The 17722-nt window shown below is 45.5% G+C and carries 20 protein-coding genes; 10 read left to right on the top strand and 10 right to left on the bottom strand.

Annotation, left to right across the window (positions count from 1 at the left end; translation table 11 throughout):
- The first annotated feature begins 121 nt into the window (after positions 1-121).
- Complete coding sequence (locus KD145_RS07350; RefSeq protein WP_212005260.1) at positions 122-295, top strand: hypothetical protein; 174 nt, start codon at positions 122-124, stop codon at positions 293-295.
- A gap of 64 nt (positions 296-359) precedes the next feature.
- Here KD145_RS07350 and KD145_RS07345 read toward each other — a convergent pair whose 3' ends face one another.
- From KD145_RS07345 to KD145_RS07335, 3 genes are all read right to left on the bottom strand, one after another.
- Positions 360-1238: a GyrI-like domain-containing protein gene (locus tag KD145_RS07345; RefSeq protein WP_212005259.1), complete on the bottom strand. Its 879-nt coding sequence runs from the start codon at positions 1236-1238 to the stop codon at positions 360-362.
- 129 nt (positions 1239-1367) lie between these two features.
- Positions 1368-2837, bottom strand: coding sequence for a M12 family metallopeptidase (locus KD145_RS07340; protein WP_212005258.1), 1470 nt, complete (start codon positions 2835-2837; stop codon positions 1368-1370).
- A gap of 295 nt (positions 2838-3132) precedes the next feature.
- Positions 3133-3663, bottom strand: coding sequence for an NAD(P)H-dependent oxidoreductase (locus KD145_RS07335; protein ID WP_212005257.1), 531 nt, complete (start codon positions 3661-3663; stop codon positions 3133-3135).
- Between the two features lie 148 nt (positions 3664-3811).
- Between KD145_RS07335 and KD145_RS07330 the strand changes: the two genes are divergently transcribed.
- The 3 genes from KD145_RS07330 (at position 3812) to KD145_RS07320 (ending at position 5958) form a co-directional block, all read left to right on the top strand.
- Positions 3812-4183 (top strand): helix-turn-helix domain-containing protein, encoded by a 372-nt coding sequence (locus KD145_RS07330; protein WP_212005256.1) that lies wholly within the window; start codon positions 3812-3814, stop codon positions 4181-4183.
- 533 nt (positions 4184-4716) lie between these two features.
- Positions 4717-5007, top strand: coding sequence for a hypothetical protein (locus tag KD145_RS07325; RefSeq protein ID WP_212005255.1), 291 nt, complete (start codon positions 4717-4719; stop codon positions 5005-5007).
- A gap of 45 nt (positions 5008-5052) precedes the next feature.
- On the top strand, positions 5053-5958 hold the full coding sequence (locus tag KD145_RS07320) for a protein-glutamine glutaminase (RefSeq protein ID WP_212005254.1): 906 nt from the start codon (positions 5053-5055) through the stop codon (positions 5956-5958).
- A gap of 83 nt (positions 5959-6041) precedes the next feature.
- Here the strand turns inward: KD145_RS07320 and KD145_RS07315 are convergent, their stop codons facing one another.
- Positions 6042-6584 (bottom strand): GNAT family N-acetyltransferase, encoded by a 543-nt coding sequence (locus tag KD145_RS07315; protein WP_212005253.1) that lies wholly within the window; start codon positions 6582-6584, stop codon positions 6042-6044.
- 72 nt (positions 6585-6656) lie between these two features.
- On the opposite strand from KD145_RS07315, the gene KD145_RS07310 reads away from it, so the two are divergent.
- Positions 6657-7142, top strand: coding sequence for a hypothetical protein (locus KD145_RS07310; RefSeq protein WP_212005252.1), 486 nt, complete (start codon positions 6657-6659; stop codon positions 7140-7142).
- A gap of 17 nt (positions 7143-7159) precedes the next feature.
- On the opposite strand, the gene KD145_RS07305 is transcribed toward KD145_RS07310, so the two are convergent.
- Positions 7160-7981 carry a tetratricopeptide repeat protein gene (locus tag KD145_RS07305; RefSeq protein ID WP_212005251.1) on the bottom strand — a complete coding sequence of 274 codons (822 nt, stop codon included), beginning with the start codon at positions 7979-7981 and terminating at the stop codon, positions 7160-7162.
- Positions 7978-8499 carry a hypothetical protein gene (locus KD145_RS07300; protein ID WP_212005250.1) on the bottom strand — a complete coding sequence of 174 codons (522 nt, stop codon included), beginning with the start codon at positions 8497-8499 and terminating at the stop codon, positions 7978-7980. The genes KD145_RS07305 and KD145_RS07300 overlap by 4 nt, the downstream gene beginning before the upstream one ends.
- A gap of 249 nt (positions 8500-8748) precedes the next feature.
- On the opposite strand from KD145_RS07300, the gene KD145_RS07295 reads away from it, so the two are divergent.
- Positions 8749-9249, top strand: a complete 501-nt coding sequence (locus KD145_RS07295; protein WP_212005249.1) for an SRPBCC domain-containing protein — start codon at positions 8749-8751, stop codon at positions 9247-9249.
- 27 nt (positions 9250-9276) lie between these two features.
- Positions 9277-9654 carry a DoxX family protein gene (locus tag KD145_RS07290; RefSeq protein ID WP_212005248.1) on the top strand — a complete coding sequence of 126 codons (378 nt, stop codon included), beginning with the start codon at positions 9277-9279 and terminating at the stop codon, positions 9652-9654.
- Positions 9655-9685: 31 nt separating this feature from the next.
- On the opposite strand, the gene KD145_RS07285 is transcribed toward KD145_RS07290, so the two are convergent.
- Entirely contained in the window at positions 9686-10780 is a 1095-nt protein-coding gene (locus KD145_RS07285; protein ID WP_212005247.1) for an alkene reductase, read from the bottom strand.
- Positions 10781-10832: 52 nt separating this feature from the next.
- On the bottom strand, positions 10833-11591 hold the full coding sequence (locus tag KD145_RS07280; protein WP_212005246.1) for an AraC family transcriptional regulator: 759 nt from the start codon (positions 11589-11591) through the stop codon (positions 10833-10835).
- A 664-nt stretch (positions 11592-12255) separates the two neighbouring features.
- Between KD145_RS07280 and KD145_RS07275 the strand changes: the two genes are divergently transcribed.
- A complete protein-coding gene (locus KD145_RS07275) occupies positions 12256-13038 on the top strand; it encodes a M57 family metalloprotease (RefSeq protein WP_212005245.1) in 783 nt (260 codons plus the stop codon).
- 301 nt (positions 13039-13339) lie between these two features.
- Here KD145_RS07275 and KD145_RS07270 read toward each other — a convergent pair whose 3' ends face one another.
- Together KD145_RS07270 and KD145_RS07265 are read right to left on the bottom strand one after the other, a co-directional pair.
- Positions 13340-13786 (bottom strand): hypothetical protein, encoded by a 447-nt coding sequence (locus tag KD145_RS07270; RefSeq protein ID WP_212005244.1) that lies wholly within the window; start codon positions 13784-13786, stop codon positions 13340-13342.
- Positions 13787-13880: 94 nt separating this feature from the next.
- A complete protein-coding gene (locus tag KD145_RS07265; protein ID WP_212005243.1) occupies positions 13881-15524 on the bottom strand; it encodes a hypothetical protein in 1644 nt (547 codons plus the stop codon).
- A gap of 162 nt (positions 15525-15686) precedes the next feature.
- On the opposite strand from KD145_RS07265, the gene KD145_RS07260 reads away from it, so the two are divergent.
- Positions 15687-16766, top strand: coding sequence for an aldo/keto reductase (locus KD145_RS07260; RefSeq protein WP_212005242.1), 1080 nt, complete (start codon positions 15687-15689; stop codon positions 16764-16766).
- Between the two features lie 30 nt (positions 16767-16796).
- Positions 16797-17720 carry an AraC family transcriptional regulator gene (locus KD145_RS07255; protein ID WP_212005241.1) on the top strand — a complete coding sequence of 308 codons (924 nt, stop codon included), beginning with the start codon at positions 16797-16799 and terminating at the stop codon, positions 17718-17720.
- Positions 17721-17722 lie beyond the last annotated feature (2 nt).

The raw sequence follows: 17722 nt of genomic DNA, 5'->3' as shown, positions 1-17722 counted from the left end.
ATTTTTTCAAAAACCAACGCATAGATCTACATTTTAACAGATTGTATTTTTTTATATATAAACGTGAAGATGCTTTGCATAGTAATATTTGTACATTGATATATCCAACAAACTGATAGTAATGAGCGCCTGGAGAAAGAAGGCAATGGAATGTCTGCCGGCATATAAAAAAGCGTTTGAGCAACCCGATACTTCGATATATGATGTTTTCGCGGCGTTGCTGCATGCTACAATTGCAGCACATCAATGCAATGATGTAGTACAGCTTCAGAAGAATTATGCTTTGGGGGAATGATAGATGATCGTTATCAACAGCGATAGCAGCAGGGATTAACAATCCATGCTGCTTTACGCTGTCATTATTGAATAGGAAAATAAATTTCTACCAGCTGTTTGTCGGGTGGTGTATTAGTAGGGTCAGAGACAAATTTTTCGAAGAAGGGTTCATCGCGTAGTTCATAGCCACTATTGGGCAGCCACTCCCTGAAAATCATGTCGTGTATGGTTCCGAGATGATGATAAGGGCCCTGATAGTGGAAGACAGCGTATCGTCCTCCGGCCAGGTTCTTTACACCGATATCACCTCTGGGTTTAACTTCCTTGTGAATGGTGAGGCATACATCAGAACGGAGTTTCTCTGCCGGTGTAACATTAGGATCATCATGATAAATTCCGATATGCTCCGCTTCGGCTGGCAGCAGGTTTTCTTCAGCGAGAAAGTTCCAGAGCCTGGCATAGGCACCGGGATAATCCACCTGGTCGGGGCTTCCGGTGAGGTGGATATAGATTACAGGTTGATTTTCCCGGTTGATAATTTGCGCGCTCAGCTGGAGGTAGCTTTGGAGCTCCTGGTTCGTTGTTTTCATTTCTTTGCTTTTTGTCAGATAGATATTTTGATTTGTCTTGTAGATGATGGGAGAAATACCGTAGAAAAGTTTGAATGCCCGTGAAAGGGAGGAAGGGCTTCCGAATCCTACCTGGTATGCAATATTTTCGACCGGCAGTTCGGAATACCGCAGTAAAAGCGCGGCCTTTTCCATCCGGATACGGGATATATAGGCGGCAAGGGTTTCTTCCTGCATAGCTTTGAAAATCCTGTGAAAATGAAAGGCCGAGAAATTGGATATACCAGCAAGTGTTTTCAGGTCTATCTCTTCACCGAGGTGGTGATTGATATATTCGATGACTACGTTGATTCTGTTCTGATAATCTTCTCTGGTAACTATTCTGGATTGCATAGGGCAAAGGTATAGGTTCAGATGGTGGAGCACTTTGCTTAACTTGCTAAATATACAACCTGCTGTAAAAAAGGCCGGTCCGGTTTACACCAGGCCAGCCTTGAACACTAGAACAAAACGAACTACCTGTTAAGGTAGATCGATCAGTTGTTGTATGAACCAGTTTTTCTCGTTCATATTCTGCCCATAGAAAAACTGCTGATTGCCTATCTGGAATGGGAACTGGGCTGCATAGGCAAATTTCCAGAACCCATTTTGTATTTCCACGCCCATAGTGCCATCACTATTGAGCCGTTGTATGAACCAGTATTTGGTGTTCAGGTTTTGGCCATAAAAGTATTGGCGGCCGTTGATGTTGTAGGGGAACTGTACTTCATAGGCATTGTTCCAGGTGCCATGGGCAGTTTCGTTGCCCATCAGCCCACCTGGCAGCAGTTCCTGAATGAACCAGTTCCGTTCGTTCATGTTCTGTCCGTAGAAGAAGACCCTGTTACCGATCGTAAACGGGAATTGCACTTTGTATGCAAATTTCCAGGTACCGTTGGCAGTTTCAGTACCCATTCTGCCGCCGGGCAGGAGTTCCTGGATAAACCAGTTTCGTTCGTTCAGATTCTGTCCGTAGTAGAATACCCTGCCACCAATGGTAAACGGAAATATTGCCTCGTAACCGAATTTCCAGGTACCAACACCGAGTTCATTACCCATTTTACCACCGGGCAGCAGTTCCCGGATAAACCAGTTTTTGTCGTTGAGATTTTGTCCGAAGAAGTATACGTTGCCACCGACAGTAAAGGGGAATTGTGCCTGGTAAGCGGATTTAAAGGTACCATGATCCGTTTCGGCGCCCATCAGTCCACCTGGCAGCAGTTCCTGGATAAACCAGTTTTTTTCATTCATGTTTTGTCCGAAGAAATAGGTTTTGTTTCCTATGGTAAACAGGAATTGTACCTGGTAGGCAAACTTCCAGGTACCATGGGCGGTTTCAGGGCCCATGGGTACCGGTACCCGCTGGTACACAGAATAGAGGCCATTGGGGCTTTTATCCAGGTCAGACAAGGTACCCCAGCCCTGGTAGGCGCCGGCTCCTAGTCGCTCGCTCTGGTTCCGGCTCCAGCGCATGGTCCATACTTCCTGGTTGTCGGGATATCCTCCCCAGCCCGTTGCAGGTGCAGGGTAATGCATCACCGATTTTTGATCATAGTCTGTAAGATTGGTGCTGACATCCAGTGAAAAATTGTGATTGGAACGTCCGTTTTCGATGCTGTTCCATTCCATGATAACATAGTTGTCACGGTCGCTGCGGCTTTGCTCATGTATCAGGCCCAGTGAATGACCTAATTCATGCAACGCTTTGTAGCCGGCATTAATGGTGACCGTCTGCCGGCCGCCCTGCATACCGATAGGGCTGCTGCTACTGTTGCCGGATAGGATAACAATGTAATTGGCTTCAGTGGTGCGGGGAACAAAATATACACCCGCTGCTTTTTCCCATTGGTCCATGGCATTGCGCACATCGCCCGCATAGGGATAACCGTCAACAAATGAGTAAGGAATTCTCCTGTAAGTCCATAAGGATACATTTTGGGGTACGGCTGACATATGTTTATTTTTTAGGTGAAAAAATCAAATCGATAATGAAATAGAAAACACCCTTAAAAATAAAATGGCCGGCTCCCCGAGGGAGTTGGCCGGCCTGCAAAAGCTAAGGGTTATAAATATATTGACTGAACGCTGGTGCTGTTTATTCGGTTGTGACGGTTGAAAAAGGTTAAGGATGGATGAGGTATTGGTAAGGATATCTAAATATATGCTAATGGTTTATATCTGCAAAATTTTCAGGGCTCATAAAATAAGGCGGGATAGGAAAAGGTGTGGATGCCCACACCTTTTTTGTTTACAGATGATCAATGAATGTCAGGTACTCCCGGGCATTTTCCTCCACTATGGCCGTTTCAGGATTATGCTCCGCACCATAAAAGGCAAAGAAGAACTGATAGTCCGCCCGGATATAATTAAACGTGACTTCAAAAGGGGCTGTCAGCTCCCGGAGGGTGTATTGATATCGCCCGTTTGCATTGTAATCGTTTTCCCGGATACCGGCTGTAATGCCCAGCGCAATTTTTTTACCTGCCAGCCGGTAACCGCTGTCTTTCCCATAAGCCCAGCCATGGGTCAACACCTCGTCCAGCCACTTTTTGAAAAAGGGTGGACAATTAAACCAATAGAAGGGAAACTGGAAGATGATTTTATCATGGGCTTCCAGCAGCTGCTGTTCCCGCTCTATATCTATTTTTTCGTCCGGATACTGATGGTGCAGATCATGGAGGGTGTATTTGTCGGGATGTTTTTTTAAGGCGTCCAGCCAAAGCCTGTTTATAAGAGAACTTTCGAGGTTCGGGTGAATGATGATGACCAGTGTTTTCATTGTACCATGTGTTTTATTTGCTGACGCAAAAGTGAGATTCATGGGAGGATAAGGCAATAAGGGGATAATTAATCACCTGGTGATAAATTAATCACCATGGGCCTGAACAGGGTTTTCTTTATTTTTGTGATCAATAAGAAGAATGAAGATGATGTATCAAAGGAAAATACCCATTGATTATAGTTGTGGTCTTAGTATTGCGATGGAGGTGGTAGGATCGAAGTGGAAGTTTTGTATTCTGGATGAGATTTCAAAAGGGGCTACACGTCCGCGTGACCTGGTGAAGGCAATCAACGGCATCAGCAAACGGGTATTGCAGAACCAGCTGAAGGAGCTGGAGATGCACGACCTGCTTGGTAAAATCGTTTATTCAGAAGTGCCTTTGCGCGTGGAGTACTACCTGACCCCGGCAGGAGAAACATTAATGCCCCTGATTACAGCCGTTAATAAATGGGGGGAAGGTTATGCTCCCCGGCTGAAAGAAATACTGGAAGGCGAGCCGGCAACCATGCCGGTGTGAGCTTTTATTACCAGACAAAGCGTGATATATCCGTCCGGATGTATCACGCTTTGTTGTTTATGCAATATTTTCACAGTGGTTGGGAGTGGAGATATCATTGCAGTCCTGCGTATAGGGGTATACGCTATATTTGATTCCCTGTTGTAGCGGAGAAATAAAAATTTTATTATTAATTTTTACTTTTGTAAAATTGATAACGGATGTATGTAGCAAAAAGTTAGCACTTTATCACCTGTTCTGTAGCCCTCCTTCCGCTGATTTCGGGAGGAAATCCACTAAGCTTCAATCTCACGGCATTTTATCACTACAATACCCATCTACACGGCGTTCATAAAATAGTTGTAACCCATATTTTTTCACCCTCAAAATAATTGCCTATGTTGTTTAATCCTTAGTCTGTAGAAAGTAGTAAACTGATTTTTGTTATTCATTCTTAACCCAAAAGAAACAACTTGAGAAGTATCCTATTCATCTGGTTTTTATTTTTTACGAACCTTATCATCGTAAACACTGCTTGTAATAAATCCACGTCTATGGCTTTCCAGGAGACCCGACAACCCATACTGCTGGGAGAATATACCCCTTACCTGGTCACTAAAAACGACGATATCGTTACTGCCGGGTTTGTACAATCTGCACGGCTTTATAAGCTGGACCTGCGCATGGCTAATGCCAGACAATATCTCAGACAACTTAGCCTGGCCTTAAAAAAGGATATGCCCGTAAAGGTGATGGTGTATAAAGACAGCGATGATATTGCATCAGTGACCGCTGCTTCTGAAGCAGCCCAACAACGATATATAGACGCAAAGAAGAAGCCCTGATGAGTGGTGGTCTCTTTTAATCTAAAAAATCAAAATCTTTATCAAATGAAAAAAACCTTATTGGGACTGCTGGTAGTGGTTTCACTGGCAGTCGTGTCCATTGTTGCCTGTAAGAAAGGGGCAGACGAACCTGTAGCCAATGTTAAATCAGAGAAACCGGTATTACTCGGAGAGTTTACACCATACCGCCTGGATGTTACCGGTAATAAGGCCACCATCGGCTTTGTACAATCAGCCCGTTTATTTTCCCTGGATACCAGACAACACCAGGATGTATTGACCCTGCTCAGCGCTGCCCGTGATAATGATGAGCCAATCAAAGTAAATATATACGAAGGCACGAATGAAATTGCGGGCGTGGAAAAAGCTTCCCGGCCGGCCATAGAAGCCTATCAGGCTTCAAAAACTACCAAACAGGTCGTGCGCAGTGAAAACATGCCTATCATTCCCAATTTAGCGACACTCAATAACCTGTTTAATCTTTGTAAGACACCTACCATTCCTTACAGCTATGCTGCTGATGGTTGTTATGCCAGGGCACATAAAATGCGTCAGATCCTCATCGCACAGGGTTATGATTGTGATAAACTTTTTGTGTATGGTAACCTGGCCGCCAATACCGGCAGCTGTTGCGTATACTGGGGTTATCACGTAGCGCCGCTGGTACGTTTCAGGGATGCCGCAGGAGTTGTTCAGCTGAGAATTCTGGATCCGTCTCTGTTCACCGGTCCGGTGGATCAGAACACCTGGCTCAACAAATGCCGCGATACCTATTGCGACGCAGGAGCCATCATTTCAGGTACTTCCCAGCAACCTGGCAATGTATATGTAAGGGTATCCAATGGTACTTTGATTTATGATGACAACTATGCCAAAACCAACTGCACTATCAGTGCCTATACCGGGTTATATGGCTGCAGCCCCACAGGCAATAACTCCGCATGCTGGTAATGGATTACCTGACAACCCATCTGTATAAATAGCCTGTGCCCCTGTATATCACAGGGGCCGGGCAATAGTAGTGAAAGTTCCCCTTATGCAAAAAAGGCTGCCGGATATTCTACCATGCCATTTACCCCATTCAGTCCGTCTTTTGTAAGTTCAATCGCCATGCAATATTCATCCGGTACATCAAATGGCAGCTTAATCCCGAATTCGCTGGCTTTTTTATACCCAAATCTGGGGTAATATGCTGCATGCCCCAGCAGTACAACCGACCGGAATCCTGCTTCCCTTGCCTTTTGATGTGCTGCTTCAATCAGCCTGCCACCAATTCCTTTGTGCTGGTATTCCGGTATGACGGAAACCGGTGCGAGGGCCAGAGAAGTGAACGCTTCCTGTTCATTTTTTATTTTAATGGGCGTAAGCAGAATATGCCCTATGATCTGTTGGCCGGATACAGCTACCAGCGACAGCGCCGGGATGAATCCGGGTGATTGCCGCAGCCTTTGTACCAGCCATTGTTCCTGATGGTCTGAGTGTTCCATCTGCTTAAAAGCACTTTCAATCACATTAAAAACGGCTTCGTAATCAGCAGGCTCTTCTTGCCGGATGATGAGATCGGGTGTAGTAGTCATAGCTGTAAAGATAAATATATGCTGTACAACAACTTTGCTGTGGCGGAATTGTTCTTTATTAAAAATCTGCATATGAAATACCCCATCGGCTTGTTTGCCTTATTGTTGATGGCCTGCGGCGGAGGCTCAGGCAATAATGCTGATTTGCAAAACAGAATAGACAGTCTGGAGCAGCACGCGGGCAATACATTTAAACCTGAGCTCGGAGAGTTTATGACCTATATCCAGATACATCATGCCAAGCTGTGGTTTGCGGGCACAGAAGGGAACTGGGACCTGGCGAACTTTGCAGTGAAGGAGATGGACATGACATTTAGCAGGGCGCAGCAGTATTGTGCTGACAGGGCGGAATTAAAATCCCTTCCAATGATAACAGCCCCTATGGACAGCATGAAGAAAGCAGTGGCTGCTAAAGACATGCAACAGTTTAAAAGCAGCTTTACCTTGCTGACCAATACCTGCAACAATTGCCATCGTGCTACACAACACGCCTTTAATGTTATTACGGTACCAACTACTCCGCCCTTCAGCAATCAGAGTTTTAAGCCAGCTCAGTGAGCAGGGACAACAGGGCTTTATAAAGCGGCTATTTCCTGTAACCGGTTGCTGATGTCTTCCGGATAAACGGTGTCATGTATTTCGCAATAAGGATCGGTCATCCGGAAACCGGTGCGCAGCAGCTCGCTGGCATGATTAAAAGCCTTTCTTGCTTCAGGATACTTTTTCAGTTTGGTAAGTGCAATTCCTTTGTAGTAGCTTGTTTCCATGAGGTCAGGATATACCTTTCCTTCTCTGGAAAGATCTGCCAGCGCGCCATTGATATCATTCATGCGTAATTTCAGAACAGCGCGGTGCAGGTAATCATAAGATCCCAGCGGAGTCTGATTGTTGTATTTTTTCAGGCTGTCTATGCCGAGGGCGAAATAGCGGAGGGCTTGCTGATAATGCCCGGTTTCTCTTTCACATAAAGCCATTACTATATAGAGGCAGTAGGAGCCGTCGCCGGTATGACGGAAACCATTGTGGGTGAGGGTATCAAATCTTTTCAGATCAGCCATGGCTCCCTGGTAATCACGCAGGAACTTAAACCGGCACCATCCGCGTACATCCAGCATCGTTTGAGGTGATAGTGTTACAGCTTTCTCCATGTAATAATGCCACGTGGCAAAATCACCCCGTTTCAGATAGGGGACGCTGATCTCGTGCCAGGCTTTGGCCATACGGGGATTCAGTTTGATACAGCTGTCGAGGTACCGTTGGCATATTCTGGTGCCTTGATAAAAGCTGTCACTTTTTGCATACAGCTGTTCTGCCAGCAGGGAGTCGGCCGTAGAAACCTGGGCCCGGCCCTGTGTTGCCATCAGGATGCCTATAAACAGGAAGATGATTTGTTTCATGGAGAAATGGTGATAATATTTCCTTGCTGTATATGAAAAGTCAGGTATTGGTAGGTGTCGTAAGTTTTTCCCTTGTATAGGGAAGGTTGCCAGCCTTTGAGGTTTTTCACGATCTCCATCAGCTGATTGGTTAAGGCAGGATGAAATGTAGATGGCTGATAGTTTTCATCTATGCAATAAAGGCGGAAGCGGCCGGTTTGTCCTTCACAATTGATCATAAAGCGGATGGTGACAAATCCGTTCTGACCGGCCAATTCCCTGGCGGGCTTGTATTGACGCAGGATTTCGCTACAGATTTCCTTTTTATGCTGCTTGTAGTAGTAGGGCGTGTTATAGTATTGAAACACAATGTCAGGGTGGCAGACCTTAAAACCAGGATCATCCCGGAGGCTGTCGAAAGGAATATCGCCTACGTTTGCCAGTGTGGTGTCGATCATGATGTGTTGGGCCATGGTGGCCTGTTGTAGCAGGAGAACGAGAAGAAAGGATCTTATAAGGCAACTGATCACCTTTGACATAGGGGGATAGATTATATGATAATAAATTTATGAAATCGCCTGCTTATTTGCTGAGTTTATAATGAGGATATGGGAAAAAAATATTTTGAGCAACCAATTAGTTGCGTATATTTGCAACTGAATGGTTGCTGAAGATGAGTGAACAGATAGGGGACAAGAAATGTTTTTCAAGCAATATTGGATCCTGCTGGCCTAATGGCCAGGTTTAACGAACCCGACAAAGTATTGTAAACCATAAAACAGGAAAAAATGCATAATCCGGCATTAGACTTCGCTGTCAACAAAGAAAACAAAACGATTACCATCAAACGGGAATTCGCAGCAGAGCGGCCTTTGGTATGGGACGCCTATACGAAAAGTGAGCTGCTGGATCAATGGTGGGCACCTAAACCCTGGAAGGCCAGGACTAAATCAATGGACTTCCGCGAAGGCGGCCGTTGGCTCTATGCCATGGTAGGCCCTGCCGGCGAAGAACACTGGGCGGTGGCCGATTATCAAACCATTGTAAAACACCAGCAATTTATCGGGGTGGACGCTTTTACAGATGCAGATGGCAATATTAACTCTGCTATGCCAAGGTCAACCTGGGATGTGGCTTTTGTTGATAAAGGCCCGCAAACGCTGGTGGAGTGCCTGATCAGCTATGACGATCTCGCTCAACTGGAAACAATCATCCAGATGGGCTTCAGGGAAGGCATTACCATGGCTATGGAAGGACTCGATGAATTATTAGTTTCAATAAAAAAATAAATACAATCAGACCAAAATCAAATCAGAATGAAAAAGAAAATTTTGTTTGTCGTATGTCTTCTTTTCGGGTTGATGTTTATCAATGCAGGCCTGAATAAATTTTTGAACTACATGCCTGCGCCTAAGGATCTGCCTGAAGCCATGCTCAAACAGATGGGTGCTTTTATGACCATCAGCTGGTTAATGCCACTGATTGGTACAGCAGAAGTGGTAGGTGGTGTGCTTTTCATTACCGGCAAATACAGGGCACTCGGTGCTATTATCATCCTCCCGGTAATGATTGGTATTTTATTAACCAATCTGCTGTATGTTCCGTCCGGATTACCGATAGCACTGGTGTTACTGGCTATCAACATCTGGGTGATCATTGAAAACAGGCAGAAATACATGCCGATGATCAGCTAGTATGTGATCAGAATATGTAGTCCTGTCGTACTTATTCGGTTAAACGGGGATAGTCGGTATATCCTTTTTCTCCGGAAAGATAGGAGGTGGCCCTGTCCAGGGTATTTAACGGTGCCTGGCTGCTGAAACGCTCCACCAGATCAGGATTGGCGATAAATAGTTCGCCGAATGAAACCATATCCGCAATGCCGGCGGCAATTATCTCATTCGCCGTTTCCTGGTTAAAACCTCTGTTCGCAATATATGTTCCTTTATACAGCTGGCGGAAACGCTGAGCAACAGCCCTTATCTGCACGGATGCCGGTATGGACAGCCCTGGCTCAGGGAATCCGGCCAGGTGCAGATATGCCAGGTCATATTTGTTCAACTGACTGCTGAGGTAGTCAAACAAGGGAATTGTTTCATTATCTGTCACGATACCAAAAGCATTATTCCAGGTAGGAGAAATACGGACGCCAACATGGGAGAGTGGAATACCTTCCCCTATGGCGTCCAGTACTTCAAAGAGAAAGCGGCTTCTGTTTTCGATGCTACCGCCGTATGCGTCTGTTCTCTGGTTGGAACATTTTGCAAAAAACTGATGAAACAGGTAGCCGTTGGCCGCATGAATTTCCACACCATCAAAACCCGCTTCTACGGCATGGATGGCAGCTTGTGCAAAGTCCTGCACGGTTTGCCGGATATTGGCCGTGCTCATTTCTCTGGGAACAACTGTCTGCGTATAGCCTTTGACGGTATATACGCCGCAGTTGGGATCAATGGCGGAAGGAGAGAGGGGGAGCCGGCCATCCAGCAGATTAGGATGGGATACACGTCCAACATGCCATAGTTGTGCGAATATTTTACCATTATGCCGATGTACCTGTGTGGTTACCTGCCGCCAGGCTTTAACCTGTTCCGGCGTGTAAATACCCGGTATATTAGGGCCTCCAACGGCATCGGGGCTGACGGCGATACCTTCTGTAACGATCAGTCCTGCCGATGCCCGCTGGCCGTAATATTGAGCCATCAGTGGTGTGGCCATACGGGATTGTGTGTCGGCCCTGCCCCTTGTCATCGGGGCCATCACAACACGGTTCCGCAAATTAAGATATGGTGAGTAGTATGGTTCCAGTAATTTGTTCATGTCCACAAAACTACTGGCTCATGACTAGTATAAATAGTAAAAAAGAGACATTTTAGCCTTCGTCGAAAGACAGATAACTGGAAGGGGTGGAGCCGGTGAATTTTTTGAACTCATGAATAAAGTGAGACTGGTCGTAGTATCCTGCCGCATGTGCCAGCCCCGTCAGCGAAGTATAGTATTTTCTGTCTGTCAGCGTGAACTCAAAGCGAACAATCCTGGAATACAGCTTGGGGTTGAAACCGGTTTGTTGTTTGAACCGTCTTTCGAACTGTTTTTTGGAGAGTGCACAATCGGATGCCAGCGTATCAATGTTTACATTGCCCCTTTGTTTCCTGATCTGCTGTACAGCTCTGATGATGAGCTGGTCTTTTTTCCCGTCTATGGCCAGCTGACTTTTGATAAAGTCTTGCAGTAACAGGATACGGCTTTCATTGTTGGGCGCAGTGGCTATTTTTTCCTCCAGCAGTCTACCTTTTTTTCCCAGCAGGTCACCGAGATGAAAGAAGTTATCCTGTAACGTTGCCGGCGGACACTGAAGGATGGAGTTCACAGCGCTGGGATGGAGCGTAACGCTCAGGAAGCTGTCGAAACCGCTGGCGGAGTAGGTAGTAAACCGTTCTGTCTGTCCTTCTATCGAAGCACATATCAGCTGCGAAGAAGTGTCTGATTGCTGGTTAAAGGTAAAAGTCAGGATTGTTCCTGTTTTGGCAGTGGCATGATAAGCCGTGTCGGAGGCATCTCTGTTGCCCCAGTAGAATTGCCCGATGTAGTCTGTCAGTACGCCTTCCGGACGATAGGTCTTGTAATGCATAGGTTTCCGTTGTATCAGTTTTGGGTTTGTTCTATATTTAAATATTCCAGCGGGGATTGTCCTCCGTTTTCTATTAGTACGGGCGTGGCGTTTTTGCCATGGGTAATGATTGCTCCGCCCACCCGGATGTTGTGTACAATACCGGTATTGATTTCACAAGTTACTACATTCTTGCCATGTGTGACGATATTACCACGGACATCAATATGGTGTACTTCTCATTAACGTCTTTTACCAGAGAGTTACCAATATTGCCATAGGGGTGATATCCTCCAGGATAGTTAGTTTGCCGATGGCTTTACTGATTTGTATACCTATCGATTCATCTCCATAAGTGGTTACCGCGGAAAAAGTTCCGTAAGTATAAAAAAAATCCTGATAAATAAAACGAATTAAATAATTAATTAATATAATAGTTTCTGCGATTTATTGCCCGGTAAATTCCAGAATGGCCATCTTTCTGCTAAATAACGTTTTTTGCATGAAGAGGAATCTCCCTAATCCTTACTATGACTTTTACACTCATAGCGCTGTTATAGTCATCCGGGAATCTGTTCATAATTCAGTTAGTACGTCATCCTTCCTAATTATTGTAACTGCATCCACATTACCACCAGTGTCCTTTAGTTTTAGTCTATTATTTTTAACCCAAAATCTATCTAACATGAAGCAACCTAATGGAGGCTATATCAGCTCCGTAATCTGTCTTGTAGCTCTAATACTCCTCTTCTCTTCCTGCTCAAAGAAAGACAAAGAACTGAATGGCTTATCGCCAACACCCAATGTTAAGGAGATGACCAATTACCTGGTAAGCCAGGGATTTGATGAGCAGCATATTGTCTTTGATAAAGACCGTGTTGTTATCGAAAGTGATATTATCATGACCCTTCCTGACCTTGAACAACGAGTTGCCACCTGGAAAAGAGAACAACAGTCCGGCGTACCTCAAACTGAACAGCGGAGAAATACTTACATTGTAAGCAATGTTTACAATACAAATATTAAGTTCTATATTGATCCTGCAGTGCCTGCTAGCTGGAGAACAGCTATTCAGGGCGCAGTGAACAATTGGAATGCTATAAATGGTACCCGTCTGGGAATGTCTATTGTAGCCAATCAGGCTAGTGCAAACACCCGTATTTTTATGGGTTTTGAAAGCTCAAACTGGATCGCCAGAGCATATCTGCCGGGATCAGATAGCAAACCTGGCGTAACTGTTGAAATTAATTCCAATTTCAATAATCTTGAGGCCAGCAAGAAGTTGTTCGCACTAACCCATGAATTTGGCCATACAATAGGCTTCCATCACACCAACCAGACCTCTGGGGTATTAATACCTGGAACTCCCAGCGTAGATCCAAACTCCGTGATGAATTCATTTGTGCTTCCATGGAATGGATTTACCTCCGGAGATATTCTTGCAACGCAGATTTTATATCCGCAATAAACTGTAATAATCGTTGACACCATACATCGCAATTTCGCCGTCATGCCCAATTCATGGGCTTGGGTGCCATTAACGATAAATACCCCGGCTGCGATTATATCGGAAATACCGAAGGGCAACATGCCTGCAGTGTATACAGCTCCGGTATGCAGCCGGGAAACAGTCTTGCGTCTTCCGTTATCACCTGCTCCTGCGATGAAAATACCAGAACCGGTGACAGGTGCATTTTTTCTGCCGATGGTAATATGTTCTGCTTTTCAGCTGAATATGGCTGTGGGGGTCTGTGTTGAAGTTATAACTATCACTCAGCTTTCTCAAACGCGACACTGACCACTTTGGTAGCGGGTCTCAGCAATACACCTACCTTGATAGCACCGGAAGGACTGGCATAAGTATTGGCAGTCATATCACCAGCTTCATTGGAATCTATCAGTGTATAGCCGGCGGCTTTCAGATCAGCCATAATTTTGCTGCCTGCGGTGATTGGCTCACCCCAGGAAAAAATAATTAACTTATTATTATAGCCTACTTCAAAAGATGCACGGGCCATAGGTTTGCGGTATTTCTCCCCTTTGCCGTCAGAAGCCACAAAAACAAATTTTTTGTTTTCCAGGCTTACGGTCACCTGGCCTTTGGACTGTTGAAAATAACGTTCAATTTCTTTGGTCTTAAATTCCTGCGCAAAACTGTGGAGCGACAATACTAATAGGGAAAGGCAGGCTATCGCCTGAAAGAAAAGCTTTTTCATAGGTAGATATATATGTGCTACAAATATAATATCTGACCGGGCTTGAAAGAAGAGAAATTCAATCCTGATAAGTTGGAGTCTACTCAGATAATGCCTATGGTAAATACGCTACGGTATATTGTTGCATCTTCGCCTGAAACCCTTGCCATATCTCATTCAGCAAAACATCGTTCTTTTCTGCTTTTACCAGAAATCTGGGTTGTGACGGAATTTCGCGGGCATTCATATAGGGATGTATAAACACGCTACTGATAACTTTACATACTTTGATTTCCGGCGTATAGTCGGTACAGGTATCTTTTCTTTTGATATTGCCGGAGATCTGTTCAAACTCGTCATAATTACCGGAAGCTCTGAACACAATCAGATCGGATTCGAAGAACATTTCTGTATGGAAATAGAGATAAATTTCATACACCAGTTTCCCACCAAAAAAATAGGTAGCCAATCCAAACAGTGTGAAAAACAGGCTGAGGAAAATAGCGGGGGCATTATTGGAAAGGGCCAGCTCCGGATGTTCCTGTAACTGCCCCATATCTACGGAGGGCATGATCAGAATGCCGATGAAAAAAGCGACCAGGCCCAGACATAATAATCCGGTACCCAGCGCCCATACATATCTCAGCAATGCCTGGCTCCTGGCATCGTGAATGGTGGGCTGTAATATGGGAAATGTTTCATAGACATATTCAAATTCAAAATCGCCTTTATTGTTTTGATTACCGGAGAGTAGTCCCTGGTTGTCTTTGGTGGCATCCTTGAAATACCAGCCGGTTTTGGCGCTTATCATATTGTCAAACTGGTTGAGAATATTGATAGGCTGAGTATTGGCGCGGTGGGTATCAATGGGCAATTCAGCGGCGCTTACCTTTACTTTCTCCCGAAGGGAGTAAATGGTATTGATGATCCGGAAGGCCTGTACTGCGGTGATGATCATCACCACCGCCAGCAGAAGCATGGATATAAGCACACCTGAATTGATGGCGCCCTGATAGGCATTGTAAAGACTAAGGGTGCCGAGGAAAGCAAAGATAAAGACGATCATTTTACTCCTGAGGTCCTTTTTCCTTTCTGCCTTGATCACATTATCGATACCTGAGGGTTTCCATAAGCTCAGCAGGCCGGTAAACAGTAATAAATTAACCAGGGTCATGTTGATAGACACCAGTCCGAGCCAGGATATGAAAAAGAGGGTACACAGGGATAACAGAAAATATCCCAGTATGGCCAGTGGATTAGACTGGTTGATGATGAAGCTGGTGATCGGATAAGGCAGTGTGTCAATGACTTTAGTCAGTTTGCCTTTAGATAGTAGTTCATAACAGATCCTTTGCCAGTGGGAGATAGGGCGCTTTTCGCTGTCAGCGAGGGAATAAGACTTGCTTTGTAACATGCTGGCATATACGTAGGAGAGCCGTAGGCCCGGTCTTTTTCTTTGTTCCATCAGGTTACTGATATAATGTTCCTGGGAAGGGTTGTAGGTTTCTTCCATATCGAACTTATATTCGTATATATATCCACGTTTCAGGTATCTCAGTCCCAGGGCGATCATGCCTAATCCTCCCACCAGTGTGGCCCCTGTTTTAATATGATGCCGCGCAATGATCTGGGATTTGACAGACAACAGCAGTGCTACTCCCAGGAGAAAGGAGAGCGTACCAATGATAAAAGAAGTGGTAGCAATCTGGCGGAACGGGAATTTTTCGGCGCTACGGTGTTGATATCTGAAAAGGTTCATTCAACGGTAATTTTGGTTACTGGAGGTTATTTCGCTACGGCTAACAGTATTTTAAAAATAATGTATTTCGGGGAAATACATCCGGTTTTAGGTTACAATATTCCCTGATCCGGTTACATAGGGCCATACTGTTTACAGGAATTTTGCAGAAAAATATTATAGATGGAACTGACAGACTATCGTACGCTGGGCCGCTCGGGACTAAGGGTGAGCCCATTGACACTGGGCGCAATGACTTTTGGCCTGGACTGGGATTATGGCGCATCGCCGGAAGAGTCCGGGAAAATAATGGCTGCTTATCTTGATAAGGGTGGTAATATCATTGATACTGCTAATATCTACACCAGAGGGCATTCGGAAAAGATTATCGGAGATTATCTCAAAAAGAGCAGCATCATAAGAGACCGCCTGGTCATCTCCACAAAATTTTATGGCAGTATGCGTCCCGGAGATCCGAACAGTGGAGGTACCGGCCGCAAAAGCATTATCCAGGCGCTGGAGCAGTCGCTTAGGAGGTTGCAGACAGACTATATTGATTTATACTGGATGCACGCCTTCGATGAATTTACGCCGATAGAGGAAACCCTGTATGCATTGGATCATCTTGTACAGGCTGGTAAGATCCGGTATATCGCCGTTTCCGATACGCCTGGCTGGAAAGTAGCGCAGGCGCAGCTATTGGCGCACTTCCGTGGCTGGTCTTCTTTTATCGGTTTGCAGATAGAATACTCCCTGCTCGAAAGATCGGTGGAAGCGGAGCTGATACCCATGGCTATGGAAACAGGTCTGGGTGTGATGCCCTGGTCGCCGCTGAAGCAGGGTATACTAACGGGCAAGTATACACGGGAAAACAAAGGGCAGCAACTCAGCCGCAGACCAGGAGGGCAGGAGCTGAGTGAAAACACCTATGTGATCATTGACGCATTAAAAACCATCGCGGAGGCACATCATACCACACCTGCCAATGTAGCGCTGGCATGGGTTGCTTCGCGTAAAGGTGTCACCTCCACGATCATTGGTGCCAGAACCGAAACGCAGCTGCTTCAAAACCTGCAGTCCCTGCAGATAACCCTGCGGGGAGAAGACCTGCGGCTGCTCGATGAGTTATCAACTCCTTCGCCTATATTTCCTTATACCTTGCTGGCCAATGCCCGCCATATTGCGCAGGGAGGTGCCACGGTCAATGGTCAGCCGTCGGTGCTGCCGGCCATTCTGCCGCGGCACGAGGCAGATGCATATTGAGTGAAACAAGGGATGTCTTACCTTTGCCTGATGAAGAAGACCTCCCAACCGCTTAGTGTATACCCGACTATTGCTTCTTTTCATGAAGAACTGGGGTTACCAACCCCTCAACATCCGCTGATCAGCTTTGTCAGCTATGAGGGCATGCAGTTTTTAAAGCATGAGTTTTCTTCCAGGATCATGCTGAACTTTTACAAGGTTTCCTTTATTCATAAAACGAATGGTAAAGTACGGTATGGGCAGCATTACTACGATTTTAAAACAGGAGGGCTTTGTTTTGTAGGACCTCAGCAGATTATCTCCGGAGCCTCACCGGAACGGAGTCTTTCCGGTCTGATCACATTTTTTCATCCGGACCTGATCAGGCATCATCCTCTCGGAAAAAAGATCAGTCAGTATGGTTTCTTTTCTTATGCTGTATCAGAGGCGCTTCACCTGGAAGAAAAAGAAAAGGAAATCATACTGGCTATTTTCGAACAGATAGGAGCTGAGCTGTCTTCTCCACAGGATGCTTTCAGTCAGGGCCTGCTGGTTTCAACCCTGGAGTTGTTGCTGGATTACAGCAATCGTTTTTATCACCGGCAATTTGTTTCCCGGCAGCATAATGGCACAGACCTGCTGGCCCGTGTAGACAGCCTGCTGACGGACTACTTGCGGAGTGAGGCACCGGCTCAGTCAGGAGTGCCTACGGTGCAGTATGTGTCTGAACAGCTACATTTTTCCCCGGACTACCTCAGTGATATGTTGCGTGCCAATACGGGGATGAATACGCAGCAGCATATTCATCACAAGTTGCTGGAAACAGCCAGAGACCTGCTGGGAGCCGGTGAAATGACTGTAGGGGAGATTGCTTACCATCTGGGTTTTGAGCAATCGCAGTCATTCAGCCGTTTGTTTAAACGGAAAACGGGCCAGTCTCCACTGGCTTATCAGCAATCATTGAGAAAGGAATAATC

Source organism: Chitinophaga sp. HK235 (genome assembly GCF_018255755.1).
GTDB lineage: Bacteria > Bacteroidota > Bacteroidia > Chitinophagales > Chitinophagaceae > Chitinophaga.
Note: the sequence above shows the minus strand (reverse complement) of the source record. Positions and strands in the feature narration are given on the sequence as shown.